This window comes from Paractinoplanes durhamensis, assembly GCF_016862175.1.
Taxonomy (GTDB): Bacteria; Actinomycetota; Actinomycetes; order Mycobacteriales; family Micromonosporaceae; genus Actinoplanes; species Actinoplanes durhamensis.
Map to the genome: position 1 here is coordinate 281,541 of NZ_BOML01000019.1, position 14,716 is coordinate 296,256.

At 70.7% G+C, this 14,716-nt stretch carries 11 protein-coding genes and 1 pseudogene; 3 read left to right on the forward strand and 9 right to left on the reverse strand.

The features are described 5' to 3' along the window. Positions 1-5: 5 nt before the first annotated feature. The 4 genes from fxsA to Adu01nite_RS11040 form a co-directional block, all read right to left on the reverse strand. Positions 6-206, reverse strand: a complete 201-nt coding sequence (gene fxsA, locus Adu01nite_RS11030) for an FxSxx-COOH cyclophane-containing RiPP peptide (protein ID WP_203726484.1) — start codon at positions 204-206, stop codon at positions 6-8. A gap of 185 nt (positions 207-391) precedes the next feature. Next, positions 392-3,223: an FxSxx-COOH system tetratricopeptide repeat protein gene (fxsT, locus tag Adu01nite_RS11035; protein WP_203726485.1), complete on the reverse strand. Its 2,832-nt coding sequence runs from the start codon at positions 3,221-3,223 to the stop codon at positions 392-394. Positions 3,224-3,372: 149 nt separating this feature from the next. Continuing rightward, positions 3,373-3,504, reverse strand: a complete 132-nt coding sequence (locus tag Adu01nite_RS48430; RefSeq protein WP_275414641.1) for a hypothetical protein — start codon at positions 3,502-3,504, stop codon at positions 3,373-3,375. Between the two features lie 166 nt (positions 3,505-3,670). Continuing rightward, positions 3,671-5,143 (reverse strand): XRE family transcriptional regulator, encoded by a 1,473-nt coding sequence (locus Adu01nite_RS11040; protein ID WP_203726486.1) that lies wholly within the window; start codon positions 5,141-5,143, stop codon positions 3,671-3,673. A 128-nt stretch (positions 5,144-5,271) separates the two neighbouring features. On the opposite strand from Adu01nite_RS11040, the gene aceA reads away from it, so the two are divergent. Together aceA and aceB are read left to right on the forward strand one after the other, a co-directional pair. Continuing rightward, complete coding sequence (gene aceA / locus Adu01nite_RS11045) at positions 5,272-6,555, forward strand: isocitrate lyase (protein WP_203726487.1); 1,284 nt, start codon at positions 5,272-5,274, stop codon at positions 6,553-6,555. Between the two features lies 1 nt (position 6,556). Then, entirely contained in the window at positions 6,557-8,185 is a 1,629-nt protein-coding gene (gene aceB, locus Adu01nite_RS11050) for a malate synthase A (RefSeq protein ID WP_203726488.1), read from the forward strand. A 648-nt stretch (positions 8,186-8,833) separates the two neighbouring features. On the opposite strand, the gene Adu01nite_RS11055 is transcribed toward aceB, so the two are convergent. The 3 genes and pseudogenes from Adu01nite_RS11055 to Adu01nite_RS48865 form a co-directional block, all read right to left on the reverse strand. Continuing rightward, positions 8,834-9,043 carry a DUF397 domain-containing protein gene (locus Adu01nite_RS11055; RefSeq protein WP_203726489.1) on the reverse strand — a complete coding sequence of 70 codons (210 nt, stop codon included), beginning with the start codon at positions 9,041-9,043 and terminating at the stop codon, positions 8,834-8,836. Then, positions 9,036-9,650, reverse strand: coding sequence for a DUF5753 domain-containing protein (locus Adu01nite_RS47690; RefSeq protein ID WP_239132293.1), 615 nt, complete (start codon positions 9,648-9,650; stop codon positions 9,036-9,038). Before Adu01nite_RS47690 ends, Adu01nite_RS11055 begins: the two co-directional genes overlap by 8 nt. Positions 9,651-9,786: 136 nt before the next feature. Beyond that, positions 9,787-11,088, reverse strand: a pseudogene (locus Adu01nite_RS48865) (CHAT domain-containing protein); the annotation flags it as partial. A gap of 173 nt (positions 11,089-11,261) precedes the next feature. On the opposite strand from Adu01nite_RS48865, the gene Adu01nite_RS11065 reads away from it, so the two are divergent. After that, positions 11,262-11,888, forward strand: coding sequence for an MBL fold metallo-hydrolase (locus Adu01nite_RS11065; RefSeq protein ID WP_203726491.1), 627 nt, complete (start codon positions 11,262-11,264; stop codon positions 11,886-11,888). Here Adu01nite_RS11065 and Adu01nite_RS11070 read toward each other — a convergent pair. Both Adu01nite_RS11070 and Adu01nite_RS11075 read right to left on the reverse strand, forming a co-directional pair. Further along, positions 11,878-14,088, reverse strand: a complete 2,211-nt coding sequence (locus Adu01nite_RS11070; RefSeq protein ID WP_203726492.1) for a DUF4132 domain-containing protein — start codon at positions 14,086-14,088, stop codon at positions 11,878-11,880. The two genes, Adu01nite_RS11065 and Adu01nite_RS11070, sit on opposite strands and share 11 nt — an antisense overlap. Next, the gene (locus Adu01nite_RS11075) at positions 14,075-14,713 is read right to left on the reverse strand and encodes a dihydrofolate reductase family protein (protein ID WP_203726493.1); all 639 of its coding nucleotides are present in this window, start codon (positions 14,711-14,713) and stop codon (positions 14,075-14,077) included. Before Adu01nite_RS11075 ends, Adu01nite_RS11070 begins: the two co-directional genes overlap by 14 nt. Between the last annotated feature and the right edge of the window lie 3 nt (positions 14,714-14,716).

Below are 14,716 nucleotides of genomic sequence, written 5' to 3' on the forward strand. Positions count from 1 at the left end.
GCGACCTAGTCTTCCGGCTGAATCGCGGAGCCGAACGCGCTGATCACACCGTCGCGGTCGTGCAGGCTGTCGAGCACCCGGCGCAGTGATCGGCCGAGGATCCCGTCGGCGTCCGCGCCCAGCGGTGCTAGGGGAAGGTGCGACACGTCAACCAGGGGCGCCCATGGCTCCCCGTCCGGCGACTGAGTCGGGTCGGCGTCGTTCATCTATGGCCTCCACGGCGCTGACCAGGGCATAGACCTGGCATCGGGCCGGCAATAGTCTCTGTTGAATGGGTTCGCCGCGGGCCGGAACGACCCGGGCAGCGACCTTCAAAGCTAGGTGTTCCGGCTCGAAACGGACGGATTTTCCCCGGTGATTCGGACTGAAGCTGACAAGATTTGACAGTTGATCAGCCGGTGGGGAGCTCCACGTCGACCAGGGCCCGGCCGCCGTCGGCCAGCCTCGTCACCAGGGGATGATCGGCGCCGAAACGGCGCCGCAGGGTCGCCAGGACCTGGTCGAGGCTCGGGGCGGTGGGGTCGTCCTCGTTGCGGGCGGCCCGGTCGGCGGCGTAACCCGCGGCGGCGATCAGGGTGTCGAGGTGGTCCTCGCCGAAGACCTCGATCGCCAGCCGGTAGGCCGGGGCCGACCACGACAACGCCGACACCGGATCCGACATGGCCGCCGCCGACGCGCGGTTCACCGCGGTCAGCACCGTGAACGGGTGCTGCTCGCCGAGGCGGGCGGTCAGCACCCGGTACGCCTCGTCCAGCTCCGGGACCGCGGCCGTGACATCGCCGGCCGCCAGCAGGACGGCGGCCCGGTTCGCGCCCGCCACCCGGACCAGCGGGTTGTCGGCGCCCATCGCGGCCGCGTAACCCGACACGGCCAGCGAGCCGTAGTGCAGGGCGGTGGCGAACTGGCCGAGTTCGCGCAGGGCGTTGCCGAAGCTCATGCACACCGCCAGGGTCAGCTCCCGGTGCTCGCCGAGCTGGCTCATGCAGGCCTGGTAGCCGACGCCGAGCTGTTCGACGGCGGGCACGAGCTTGCCGAGGCGGCGGAAGGCGGCCCCGGTCATCCGGCGGGCCCGCAGCAACTCCCGGCCCGACTCGGCCTCCATCAGCGGTCCGAGCAGCTCCACCACGTCCGGGTAGCGGCCCAGCCCGTACAGATCCTCGGCGAGGGCGTTGGCCCAGCGGGCCTGGCGGCGGTCGGTGCGGCCGCGGCCGGCGCGCAGGCGGTCGAGGTCGCTGCGGTCGGCGGCGGCCGCCTCCCGGAAACGGCCGAGGAAGCGCCGGCTGACCGACAGGTTGTAGCGGCTGGCCAGGCTGCGGAAGTCGTCGTCGGGGAAGACCGCGGGGTTGCGGCGCAGGGTCTCCTCGTCCAGCTCGTACGCCCGCTGGAACTCCCCGGCGATCCGCAGGTCGTGGCCCCAGCTGCGGGCCAGGTCGAGGGCGACCGCATGATCGGCCCGGGCGTCGAGGTGGTCCATCGCCTCCTCGGTGAGCCGGTAGGCGTCGACGTACCGGCCGTCGGCGCGCAGCGCGCTCGCCAGGTCGCGCCGGATCAGCAGGACCAGTTCGTCGGAGGGGGCCAGCACCTCCTGCCGGACCAGCGCCGACTCGGCTTCCCGGCCGAGCTGCTGGGCGGCCTGCAGGTCGCCGATGAGGAACAGGTAGCGGATCTGATGCCGGATCGTCCGGTAGGCCGACGGACGGTGGGTGTCGACGAGCGCGGCCGGGCGCACGTGCGGCGCGATCGCGCGGTGCTTGTCCAGGGTCCGGGGGTCCTCGGGGTGGCCGGGGTCGGCTGCGACCAGGATCTGCACCACGTCCTGCCGGTTGCTTTCGGCGTACGCCGCCGGAAGGAGTTCCCGCAGCACCAGGCGGATGATCGCGGGGATCTCGATCCAGTCGCCGCCGGCGTGCCGGCGGCCGAGGCCGGCTCCGGCCAGGATCCGCATCGAGTTCCGCAGGCCGTCCGGGTCGCGCAGCAGGCGCCCGACGGTGGGCGCCACGTCGCGGTCGGCGCCGGCCTGCAGCGTCCACCGCCACACCTGGCTGGGCCCGAAGCCGAGCAGGAGGGTCAGCAGCCGCAGCAGGTCGGGGTCGGCGGTCAGCCGGCCGGCGATCGCGCCGATCTCCTCCGCCAGGCGGCCGGGGGAGGCGGTCAGCATCCGGTTGTCCGGAGTGGCCAGGCGGTCGGCCAGGTCGTCCCAGGACGTCCCCTGCTCCCGGTAGAGGCGGCAGGCCACGGCGAGCCCGATCGGGGACCGGCCGACCACGCCGACCAGCCGGGCCGTCTGGGCCCGGGTGATGTGCGGGTCCTGCTTGCGCAGCAGTTGCGCGGACTCGCCGGCGTCCAGGTCGGGCACCTCCAGCTCGGCGTGCCGGCTCTCCCGCGCCCACCCGCCGTTGCGGGTGGTGACGATGACGCTGCCGCCGGTGGTGCGGATCAGGGTCCGCACGTCGCCGTTGATCACCCCGTCGAAGACCAGCAGGTATGGCCCGGACTCCTCGAGCAGCCGGAACACCCGGTCGATCGGCCGCCGGTCGTCGTTGTCGTCGACGCCCAGGCTGCGGGCCAGGCGCAGCAGCGACTCGCGGGCCCGGTCGGCGTTCTCCGCCTCCACCCACCAGGTCACCGCGTACCGGTCGCGGTGCAGCCGCACGTATTCGGCGGCGAGCTGGGTCTTGCCCGAGCCGATCGGCCCGAACAGGATCAGCGGCGTCTCGGGGGAGCGGGCCAGCCGGCTCTCGACGTCGTCGAGCAGCTGCTCCCGGCCGGTGAAGCGGACGGTGCGCGCGGGCAGCGGACCCTGCACCCGGGAGGTGACCGACCGGACGATGTCGGTGGTGTCGGCCTCGAGCGGCGGCAGCGGCGCAGGGTACGGCCGGGTGGGCAGCGGGCGGGCGACCGGAACCGGCTCGGGGGTGTCGAAGCGTCGCCAGAGGACGTTGAAGTGCACGAGTTCCTGGCTGACGTCGACCCGCTGCACGGACATCCGGCACAGCACCACGATGATCGACTGCAGGCGGGCCCAGCTGGGCACCTTGTTGCCACGCAGGACGGAACTCACCGTCTCGTACGACACCGATTCGAGGTTTTCGTCGTCGATGCGCCGGCTGATGACCCGGGTGGCCGGCTTGCCGGCCTGGCCGTAGAGCTCATGCAGCCGCACCAGCAGGTCGCGCTTGGGTCCTTCCGGCACCCGTTCCGGGCCTGGCAATGCGATTGACACTGCACGCTCCGAGCCGCGTCGCACGTCGATTTGTCAGAGCACCCAGGATCGCATGCGGCTTTCCGCCGAACAACTGACGAGCCCGGCCGATTCTCCGTCCGGAGCAGACAGATCCTGTCAGTTTCGCTCCGGGTTCTCGGCAGGAGTTGTCAGAGCGGCACCGAAGAAGTCAGGTAATCCCTGCTCAGGGCGCCCTTGGTCAAGACTTTCGCCATTGCCTGCGAATCGGCGCCGGCGAATCGTTGATCACCGGGGAGATCAAAATGTTCGAGCACTTCCACCCGGCATTGTTCGCCACCGCGATTGTACTGTGGCCGGTCATCCGCTCGATCGTGTTCCTGGCTTCGGTATTCGTCAGCGTGTGGTCGGGCAAGAAGCACCGCCGGAGCGCCGCGGAGCGCCTTCTCGGGCTGCTCTGCGGCGGCGAGATCAAGAGCCGGGCACGTCTCATCCTCGCCGGTCGAGGAACTGGTAGACGTCCTGATTGTCGACGCCGGGGAACGTCCCCGGCGGGAGGGCCGCCAGCAGGTGCGAGTGGACCCGGGCGCTCGGCCAGGCGCTTCCGGCCCAGCGGCGCACCAGGTCGGCGGGTGGTCGCCGGCAGCAGTCGGGGTCGGGGCAGTGCGAGACGGTTCGGCGGGTGGTGTCGCCCCCGCGGAACCAGCGGGCGTGCTCGTACGGGGTGCCGACGGTCACCGAGAACTCGCCGGATCGGGTGGACTCGATGTGCACGGTGCACCAGTAGGTGCCCGCTGAGGTGTCGGTGAACTGGTAGAACGACGAATACGGATCTTCCGCGTGGAAGATCGTGCGGGACGCCCACTTGCGGCAGATCGGCTGGCCCTCGATGGCGCCGGTGACATCGGACGGGAAACGAACACCGTCATTTTCGTACGCCTTGTAGACGATGCCGCTCTCGTGCACCCGGGTGAAGTGCACCGGAATGCCGAAATGCTGGGTGACCAGGTTGGTGAAGCGGTGCGCCGCGGTTTCGTAGGAGACGCCGAACGCGTCCCGGAAGTCGTCGATCGCGAGCGCCCGGTCGGCTTTGGCCTCGCGCAGGAACTCGACGGCGAACTTCTCCGGCATGAGCAGCGCGGCCGCGAAGTAGTTGGCCTCGACCCGCTGGCGCAGGAAGTCGCCGTAGTCGCTCGGGTCGTTGTGGCCGAGCACGAAATGCCCGAGGGTCTGCAGCACCACCGCACGCGGATCGTGGCCCTTACCGCTGGCCACCTGCGGCAGGTAGATGCGCCGATTTTTCAGGTCGGTCACCGAGCGGGTCGAGCCGGGCAGGTCGTTCACGTAGTGCAGCGAGAAGCCCAGCGACGCCGCGATGTCGAGGATGCCGCGCTGCGACAGCGGGCCGGTCGTGTAGCGCACCGACTGCAGCACCTTGGCCGCGGCCGCCTCGATCTCCGGGAAGTAGTTGTTGCGCTCGCGCATGTTGACCCGCAGCTGCGCATTCGCCTTGCGGGCCACCTCGGGCGTCGCGCTCTGCTCGGTCAGGACCCGGCTGAGCTCCCGGTGCAGCCCGACGAGGGCTTCGAGCGCATCCGCCGGCAAGCGGCGGCCACCGCGGACAACCGGAAGACCCAGCGCCGCGTACGCCGTTTCCTGCTGAAAATGCGTCAGGTCGATCTCCAGGCCCGCCCGTCGCGACGGCGCCTCCGCCCGGAGAAGATCTTGCAGGGGTACGCCGAGGGCGGCGGCGATGGCCTGCAGGACCGACAGCTTCGGTTCCCGCTTGCCGTTCTCGATCATCGAGAGCTGCGACGGCGCCCGGCCGACCGCCTCGCTGAGCTGCTCCAAGGTCATGTTCTTGGATTTGCGCTGGTGGCGCAGGCGCTGGCCGAGGACGACGAGGTCGACCCCGCCGCTCTGACCCTCGGCGGCGGGACTGTCAGGAAGTGAAGCGGTCACGGGTTTGACGATAACAGAAATTCCGCGTTTCTTCTGCTCACAAATGCCTCCCGGGGGGGTTGCGCGATGGGCGACAGTCGAATTCTTCCACCGAGCAACACGGCGACAGGGCAGGAAAGGGACTTTCGATGACTGATCAGCTGACCCGGGGCGGTACCGCAGCGGACCTCACTCAGGAGTGGGCCGGCGATCCCCGTTGGACGGGCATCAAGCGCACGTACACCGCGGACGACGTGGTCAAGCTCCGCGGGACGGTCCAGGAGCAGCACACCCTGGCCGAGCGCGGCGCGCAGCGGCTGTGGGAGCTGCTGAACAGCGAGGACTACATCAACGCGCTCGGCGCGCTGACCGGTGGCCAGGCGGTCCAGCAGGTGCGGGCCGGCCTCAAGGCCATCTACCTGTCCGGCTGGCAGGTCGCCGCGGACGCGAACCTGTCCGGGAACACCTACCCCGACCAGTCGCTCTACCCGGCCAACTCGGTTCCGGCCGTGGTCCGGCGGATCAACAACGCGCTGATGCGCGCCGACCAGATCGACACCGCGGCCGGCCGCTACGAGCGCGACTGGTTCGCCCCGATCGTCGCCGACGCGGAGGCCGGCTTCGGTGGCCCGCTCAACGCGTTCGAGCTGATGAAGTCGATGATCGTGGCCGGTGCCGCGGGCGTGCACTGGGAGGACCAGCTCGCCAGCGAGAAGAAGTGCGGCCACCTGGGCGGGAAGGTTCTCATCCCGACCCAGCAGCACATCCGTACGCTCAATGCCGCTCGCCTCGCGGCCGACGTCCTCGGCGTGCCGTCGCTGGTCATCGCCCGCACCGACGCGCTCGCCGCGGACCTGCTCACCACCGACGTGGACGATCGGGACAAGCCGTTCGTCACCGGCGAGCGGACCGCCGAGGGCTTCTTCCGGGTGCGCCCGGGTTCGGACGCAGCGATCGCCCGCGGTGTCGCGTACGCAGATTATGCAGATCTTCTCTGGGTGGAGACCGGCAAGCCGGATCTTGAGTTCGCCCGCAGCTTCGCCGAGGCCGTGCACAAGGTGCACCCCGGCAAGATGCTGGCCTACAACTGCTCGCCGTCGTTCAACTGGAAGAAGAACCTCGACGACGCCGACATCGCCCGGTTCCAGAAGGAGCTCGGGGCGATGGGCTACAAGTTCCAGTTCGTCACCCTGGCCGGCTTCCACGCGCTCAACCACTCGATGTTCGAGCTGGCCCGCGGCTACGCCGAGACCGGCATGACGGCGTACGTGAAGCTGCAGGAGGCCGAGTTCGCGGCCGAGGCCGACGGCTACACCGCCACCAAGCACCAGGCCGAGGTCGGCACCGGCTACTTCGACGCCGTCTCGACCGCGCTCAACCCCGACAGCTCGACCACCGCGCTGAGCGGTTCTACCGAGGAGGAGCAGTTCTGACATGGGCGGCGAAGAGGTCACCATCACGGGCACCACGGAAGGCCGTTACTCCGAGATCCTGACCCCCGAGGCCGTCGCGTTCGTCGTGGCGCTGGACCGTGAGTTCGGCGCCCGGCGGGTGCAGCTCCTGGAGCGGCGTCGCCGGCGTCGCACCACCCGGACTGACTCCCTCGACTTCCTGGCCTCCACCCAGGCCATCCGGGACGACGCGACCTGGCAGGTCGCGCCGGCCGCGCCCGACCTGACCGACCGCCGGGTCGAGATCACCGGGCCGCCCGAGCGCAAGATGACCATCAACGCGCTCAACTCGGGCGCCAAGGTCTGGATGGCCGACTTCGAGGACGCCACCTCGCCCACCTGGGAGAACGTGGTCCTCGGCCAGGCCAATCTGCGCGACGCGCTGGACGGCAAGCTGGACTACACCGCGCCGGACGGCCGCAAGTACCAGGTCGGCGCGACGCTGCCGACGATCATGGTGCGGCCGCGCGGCTGGCACCTGCCCGAGGCGCACGTGCGGATCGGCGGCCGGGCGGTCTCCGCCTCGCTGTTCGACTTCGGCCTGTACTTCTTCCACTGTGCCCAGCGCCAGCTGGACCGGGGGAGCGGCCCGTACTTCTACCTGCCGAAGCTGGAGTCGCACCTGGAGGCCCGCCTCTGGAACGACGTCTTCCTCTTCGCCCAGGAGCAGCTCGGCATCGCGCGCGGCACCATCCGGGCCACCGTCCTCATCGAGACCATCACCGCGGCCTTCGAGATGGACGAGATCCTGTACGAGCTGCGCGAGCACTCGGCCGGCCTTAACGCGGGCCGCTGGGACTACCTGTTCAGCATGATCAAGAACCGGCCGGACGTCGTTCTCCCGGAACGGTCCCAGGTCACCATGACGGCGCCGTTCATGCGGGCGTACACCGAGCTGCTGGTGCGCACCTGCCACCGGCGCGGCGCGCACGCGATCGGCGGGATGGCCGCGGTCGTGCCCAGCCGCGACCCGGTCGCCGCCAAGCGGGCCCTCAACCAGGTCCGGCAGGACAAGCGGCGCGAGGTCGGCGACGGCTTCGACGGGTCCTGGGTGGCCCACCCCGGCCTGGTCGAGACCTGCCGCGAGGTGTTCGACCAGTGGCTGGGCGCCGAGTCGCACCAGATCGTGCGCAAGCGCGACGACGTGCGGGTCACCGCCACCGAGCTGCTGGACGTGAAGGCGCTCGGCGTGCAGGTCACCGAGGTGGCGCTGCGCAACAGCTGCAGTGTTGCGCTCCGCTACATCGCCGCCTGGCTGGGCGGCCGCGGGGCGGTGGCACTGGGCGGTCTCATGGAGGATGCGGCCACCGCCGAGATCTGCCGCGCGCAGCTCTGGCAGTGGATCCACAACGGCACCCCGACCGACTACGGCGTGCCGGTGTCGGCCGCCCTGGTCACCAGGATGCTGCGCGAGGAGCTGGACGTCCTCAGCGAGACCGGAGCGCTCGACGAGGAGTCGGCGAAGCTGTTCGGCCAGGCCCGGACGCTGCTCACGGTCCTGCTGACCGAACGCACCTGCCCGGAGTTCCTGACCCTGCCGGCCTACCTGCGCCACATGTCCGGCGGTTCCGGAGCTCCCGCAACGACCGAGCAGGCGACTGTCGCCGCCTGACCGGACGAACGGAACGGCGCGGCCCAGGGCACTGGGGCCGCGCCGTTCTCCGTTGTCCACCGCGCCGGCGCTGTGCGCGTTCGCCGGCCCGCTGCCCCACCGGCTCAGCCGTTCCCCGGCCGCAACTGCCGCCCACGCCGGATCTTGGAAATGTACTGTCCGCGGCGACCCGGAAGTCGACAAGTTCGAGCGCCGGGCGGATGCACGTCCGCAGGGTGGCTGCCGGGCCGGGGCCGGGGCCGGGGCCGCGGGGGTCTGGGCCTGGGCCGGGGGTCTGGGTCTGGGCCGGGGGTCTGGGCCGGCCCGATTTCCTGGATTTCGGGGTCTCGGAGTGCTAGACAGACCCCGAAATCCAGGAAAACGGGGCCCAAGCGCGTGCCTCAGTGAGCTCCCCGAGGAACGGAAATCGGAGTCCCGGCGTCCGCGACCTGCTACGCGAATGATCCTTACCCAGGTGCGGCCGGCCCGGATTCCCGATCAGCCGCAGATACCGCATGGCTGCGGCGGTCCCGGACGCCATCTCGCCACCGGCCGGCCCAGCATTTGCGTCTCGTTGCCGGCGGCCCTGACATTGAATCGCGGGGATTCCGCCTGACCGGACGAACGGAACGGCGCGGCCCAGGGCACTGGGGCCGCGCCGTTCTCCGTCTACTGCTGGTCGAAGGCGTCGGCCTTGACGCCGCCGACGAACGCGGTCCACTCAGCGGCGGTGAAGAACAGTGCCGGGCCGGCCGGGTCCTTGGAGTCGCGCATCGCGGTGCCGCCGCCGGGGAGATCGGCGGCCTCTACGCAGTCGCTGTTACCGCCCGACCGGGTCGACTTCCGCCACGTCAGGCCGGCGAGGTCGTGATCACCCATCGCTGCTCATCTCCCTCATGACCTTGCTGATCACCGCGTTCGATCCTTCCACAGACAGCGATCGACTGTCGATGTCGCTCCAGACCTGCTCGTAAAGCTCGATTTCCTGAGGTTTGTCCAGGTAGAGAGCCCCGGTCAGGCCGTCGCTGTAGACGGTCGGCGGCTCGTGGGATCCGTTGTCGCCGCCGCCAGGCGGCGGGAACTCGAGGATCGTGAACTTTCCCGAAACGGATGCGCGGTGCGGGCCGGCCGCAAGTGGCAGCACTCGCACGCGGGCCTTTCCCTCCTCGTTGGCCTTCAGCAGGTGCCACAACTGTTGCTGCATTGCACCCGGGACGTCGATCGAGCCGAGCAGCACGGCCTCCGAAAGGATCACCTCCAGCGCCGGTGGCGCCGGGAAGTGCCGGATGAGCAGTCCCTGTCGCTCCTGCTTGATCTTCATGCCGGCTTGGACGTCGCCGTCCGTAAAGTGCGGCGTATCGATCCGAATGATCGCCTCCATGTAGGCGGGCGCCTGCAGCAGGCCGGGAACGACCTGCGGCTCGTATTTGCGGATCCGGGTCGCTGCACCCTCCAAGCCGATGTAGAGCTCCAGCCATTCCGGCATGACGACGTCGTTGTAGGACTGCCACCAGCCGCGGGCCTTGGTCTCCTTGGCCAGGCTGACCAGAGCGTCGATGACCTCGGGGTCCGCTGCTGCTGCGGCAGGAGGACAGGACGATCAGCGGGAGCGGGTGCTGGCCCGACCGCAGGGCGTTGACCAGGGCATTTGCGTCCACATCGACCGGGTTGCCGTCCTCGTCCTCCAGCTGGACGCCCGTGGGTGAGCCGTGGGCCGACAGGTGCAGCACGTGGTACTGCTCGGCGCGCAGCGCCTCGGCGATCTGTTTTGTGCCGGCCACCTCGAGGAAGGTCACCTGGGCGGTGTCCGACTCGGCCAGCGGGGCCACCGCGTCCAGCACGGCCTGCATCTCGGCCTCCACGGCCAGGGCCGGGCTGGACGTTCGGGACTCGTCGGGGGAGGCGACCACGGCCAGGATCTTCAGCGGGCCGGGGAGCGGGGCGGTCGCGCCGTGGCCGGAGTCGCGCAGGCGGCGGTGCATCCGGACGCCGGGGATCAGCGCGAGCGGGCGGCCGTCGGCGAGGCGGACCAGTTCGTACGGCAAGGAGAGGGTGAGCTCGTCGCCGAGAATGACCACGTCGAGGGTGGAACCGAACTGCCAGCCGTCGATGAGTCCGGTCAGGTGCGCTGCCGCGGGCTCGTCGACCAGCATCTGCCACAGCTGGCGGCCCTGGTCGGCCAGCCGGGAGTCGGCGGCGAGGGGATCGGCGGCGGACAGGCCGTCCCAGACGTGCGCGTAGCCGACCGGGGGCCAACCGGTGCGCTCGGACAACGGGCTGCCCGACAGTGACGCTCGGCAGGTGACCCCGCTGTCGTCGGCGGTCACGTCCAGGACCAACTCGTGGTGGGCAGTCAACGGGCGCGAAGCCAGCTGCACGCGGTCGCCGACCGGTGGCTCGGTCTCCCACGGCTGGTCGGTGAGGACCCGGTACAGCTTTTCGACTCCGGCCGGGGTCAGCTCGGGCAGCTCGTAGTGGGTGGTGCTGGTCTGACCCAGGAACGCCGGGATGTCGTCGGTCGAACGGCCGGGCAGCACGACCGGCAGATACTTTGCCCGGCCCGCCGCCTGGTCCCGGTAGAACTCGTCGCGGATCAGGGTCGCTTCGAACTGCACTCCGCGGCCCTCGGAAGCCGGCGCCCGCCCCTCGGCCCGCCTGCGGTACTCCGGCGACGCGATCACCAGGACGAACCGGGCCTCGCGGACCTGCTCCATCATCCACAGCGTCCAGTCCTGCGGGCGCTCGCCGGCGGGCAGGTCGAGCTTGGCGTCCACACCCATCTTGCGCAGCAGGATCCACAGGTCACGGACCTGGTCCTCGAACCCGGCGCTCTCGTGCGCGAAGGACAGGAGGACACGCACCGGCCCGGCGTCTTCTTGCGGATCCACAAAAACCTCCAGCCGCCCCGGCCATCGCCCGAACATTTCACTCCGGCCGATGCACCCACAACCAGCCGAAAGGCTGTCGTCAACACGACAGGTGTCACTTTCGTGTGGACCTTGCTGAGGTACGCGGGGTAGCGGCACCCGGACCGGCTGTTCGTGATCGCTGGCGGCTAAGCTCGGCAGCGACTCCGGCGAAGGGAACAGCACCGATCATGCAGCAGGGTGGGGCCGTGCGGGTGGATCACGGCGTGGTCGCCGGCACCTTCAGTCTTGACGGGCAGACGTTCGACGTCGACAACAACGTCTGGGTGGTCGGGGACGACGCCGAGTGTGTGGTGATCGACGCGCCGCACGATGTTGACGCGATCATGGCCGTGGTCGGGGACCGGGCCGTGCGGGCGATCGTCTGCACCCACGCCCACGATGACCACGTGCGCGTTGCGCCGGGGCTTCGGGAGCGCACGGGGGCGCCGATCCTGCTGCATCCGGATGACCGGCCGCTCTGGGAGCTGACCCACGGCACGTCCGTGAGCTGGGACGACGATCTCGCCGACGGGGCCAGGATCGAGGTGGCCGGCACGGCGCTGACCGTTCTGCACACGCCGGGGCACGCACCGGGCGCGGTCTGCCTCTACAGCGCCGACCTCGGATGCGTCTTCACCGGTGACACCCTGTTCAACGGCGGGCCCGGCGCGACCGGCCGTTCCTACTCCGACGCCGGCCTCATCGTCGACTCGATCAGGGCGAAGCTCTTCGAGCTTCCAGGCGAGACCGTGGTGCACACCGGTCACGGCGACGACACCACGATCGCGGCGGAGCGACGCACCCTCAGCTCGTGAGGCCGCGCAGCTCGACCAGCAGCTCCGACAGGGCGGCCTGATCGGCAACCCCCAGTGGCGTACGCCGTGCCCGCTGCCAATGGTCCGACCAGGTGTGGTCGATCCAGATCTCGGTGATCTGCTGCTCGTCGACCGTGTTGTAGCCGCCGTTCGTGACGCCCGGGTCCAGCTCGACGAGCAGGGTGAGCCCGCCGGGCAGCGGGTGGGACAGCTGGGTGTGCAGGTGGCCCGGGTTGTGGAAGCCGTTGCCCGGCCAGCGGTCGCCCTGCATCCGCACCAGCCGTTCGGTCGGTGCCGGCCCGAACCCGGGCAGGCTGGTGGCGGCCCGCTCCGCCGCGGTCAGCGTCACGACCGGGCGGTGGATCTGCGGGAACGGCTGCAGAATCTCGTAGTCGGTGAAGATCTGCGCCCACTCGGCCAGGTCGTCGCCGAGCTCGACCGGGTGCACGATGCCGAGCGGCGTGCCCCCGTCGACGGTGGCGTGCGCGTCGTCGAGGTCGGCGAAGCTGCCGTCCTCGGCGATCCGCAGCGCCTGCACCAGGCGGTTCTCCGTGTCGTACTCGCCCCAGAGGAGGCGGCGCGCGATCGGCCCGAGGATCGGGTGCGGCAGCAGCACGTCGGGGAGGTCGCGTCCGGGCCGCAGCCGATGCGCGAGCATCTCCCGCTCGAAGCGGGCGATCTGCGCGGCCGCGGTCGCCCGTAGATCCTTCTTGAGCTGCAGGAACTCCCGGTAGGCGGCCGGGTTGGTGTCCTTCACGCCGGGCTTCGGCGGTCGCGCCAGGCGGCGGCCGGCGGCATCCACGGCGTACGGGTCGAGGTGGTCGTCGGTTCCCACGGTGAACTGGCGTGGGCCGTAGTCCAGGGTGATGCCGGCGTCCAGGCCGTGGGTGATCGCCAGCCGGTCGGCCAGCTGTTCCAGGGTGAGCCCGCGCCCGGCGGCGGCCTGGGTGAGGTAGACGAGGGCCCGGTCGTTCATCGACCCGCCCACCATGTTCTCCTCGATCGCCAGCAGGTGCCGCAGCGACACGTCACTGGCCACCGTGGCCAGCACCGCGAGTCCGTCGATCGCCCGCAACCACCGGCTCTTGGCCGGCCACGACCGGACCAGCGGCGCGAGCCGGTCCATCGTGGCGTCGTCCCCGAGATGCGCCTGGGCGAGCACGACCCAGGCCTGCGCCGCCGGTAGGTCGTCGGTGAGCCATGCGTCGAGCAGCGCCCGCCCGAACTCGGCCAGGCTCACCGGATCGCAGCCCGCCATCAGCTTCTCCGCCTCCGGATCGGGCGCGGCGACCAGCGGCTGCACGGCCGCCGACGACTCGACGACCAGAGGCAGACCGGAGCCGGCCGGTGCGGGATCGCCGGGCGCCGGCTCGGGCAGGTCGGCCAGGCGGGTCCGGGTCAGCGCCTCGACCAGCCGGCGGACCTCATCCGGAGGCATTGTCCCACCACCGGCAGCCCGGATCTCCGGCAGCCGATCGGGGTGCGCCCAAGCCGGTGTCTTCACCGTCCGGGCGGGCACGGTCAGTGCCGGCAGCGGCAACGACATCGCCTGCTCGGCGGCAGGGTCGAGCCGCGCTTCGAGCACGGCGCGGACGCCCGGACCGTACCTGTCGGCGGTCTGGAATATAATCGGCCCGTGGCCGGTCGCCGCGAGGTGGCGCAGCGCATCCTCGGCGTTCTGCCGCGGCTTTCCGGGCCAGCCGGCCGCGGCCGGGATCAGCGCCCGCGCTGCCGCCGAAGGGTGCCGGTCGAGCCAGAGCCGGGCCCACTGCCGGGCCGATCCGAGGTGCCGCAGCCAGCCCGCGACCAGCGCGGCCGGCTCCGGACCGCGGAACGGCAGCACGAGGACCCCGAGCCGGTCGGCGCTCTCCCCGGCCTCCTGGAGCGCGAGCTTCAACGCATCCAGCTCGAACCGGGCGACCGCGACCCGCCCGAGGTCGATCCGCTGCCGCGCCCGCAGGAGCAGCGGGGTGGCCAGCAGCGCCCGAGCCGACGCTTCCGGCCCTTTCGCGAACAGCCACGCCACCTGCGCGGAGCTCAGGTCGGAGAGCCGGTCGGCGCCGGTGGCCGCGGTGACCCAGTCGGCCTCTTCCCGACCATGGTCGAGCGCCGCCGCCCGCGAAGCCCAGAGCTCCCGCTCCCCGTCGGTCCACGCCATGACGGTCGCGTCGTCACAGACCAGCTCGTTACCCGCCGCCATCGACGTCGCCTCCATGATCACCCGGTCCGGAGACCGTAGCGGAGCGGCGCCGGACCGCGTATCGGTGCATGGTGACGCCCTCGTCGAAGGTGCCGTGCTCGAGCAGGTCGAGCTGGATCGGCTCGTGGTGGCCGTCGAAGAGTGGGCGGCCGGCGCCGAGGACCACCGGGTGGGTGAAGAGCAGCAGCTCGTCGAGCAGGCCGGCGTCGAGCAGCAGCGTGGCGACGGTCGCGCCGCCGACCCCGATGTCACCGTCGGTCCGCTCCCGCAGCTCGGCCAGCCGCTCGACCGCGTCGCCGTCGCCGCCGATGACCTGGGTGTTGTACCCGGCTTCGGTGCGGGTGCGGGACACCAGCACCTTCGGTTTCGACGTCCAGATCTCGCCGTATTCGCGCATGTAGTCGTCGAGCGACTCGTCGTGGCGCGCGGCCGGCCAGAACGACTCCATCGTCTCGAAGATCACCCGGCCCTGGACCATCACCGACAGCGCCCGCGCGCGGGCGTTGAAGTCGCGATGCAGCTGCTCGCCGATCCGCATCCAGCTGCCACCGCCCTGCTCACCGGCGGTCTGCTCGATCTTGAGATCGGTGGAGACGTTCATCCAGTACACGAATCGTCCAGGCATGGG

Bases quoted from the DNA above. Each gene is read 5' to 3' on its own strand.
- Adu01nite_RS11070 (WP_203726492.1), bottom strand. From the start codon at position 14,088: ATGGCGGCGGGTAACGAGCTGGTCTGTGACGACGCGACCGTCATGGCG.
- aceB (WP_203726488.1), top strand. From the start codon at position 6,557: ATGGGCGGCGAAGAGGTCACCATCACGGGCACCACGGAAGGCCGTTAC.
- Adu01nite_RS11065 (WP_203726491.1), top strand. From the start codon at position 11,262: ATGCAGCAGGGTGGGGCCGTGCGGGTGGATCACGGCGTGGTCGCCGGC.
- fxsA (WP_203726484.1), bottom strand. From the start codon at position 206: ATGAACGACGCCGACCCGACTCAGTCGCCGGACGGGGAGCCATGGGCG.
- Adu01nite_RS11055 (WP_203726489.1), bottom strand. From the start codon at position 9,043: ATGGGTGATCACGACCTCGCCGGCCTGACGTGGCGGAAGTCGACCCGG.
- aceA (WP_203726487.1), top strand. From the start codon at position 5,272: ATGACTGATCAGCTGACCCGGGGCGGTACCGCAGCGGACCTCACTCAG.
- Adu01nite_RS11075 (WP_203726493.1), bottom strand. From the start codon at position 14,713: ATGCCTGGACGATTCGTGTACTGGATGAACGTCTCCACCGATCTCAAG.
- Adu01nite_RS47690 (WP_239132293.1), bottom strand. From the start codon at position 9,650: ATGCCGGAATGGCTGGAGCTCTACATCGGCTTGGAGGGTGCAGCGACC.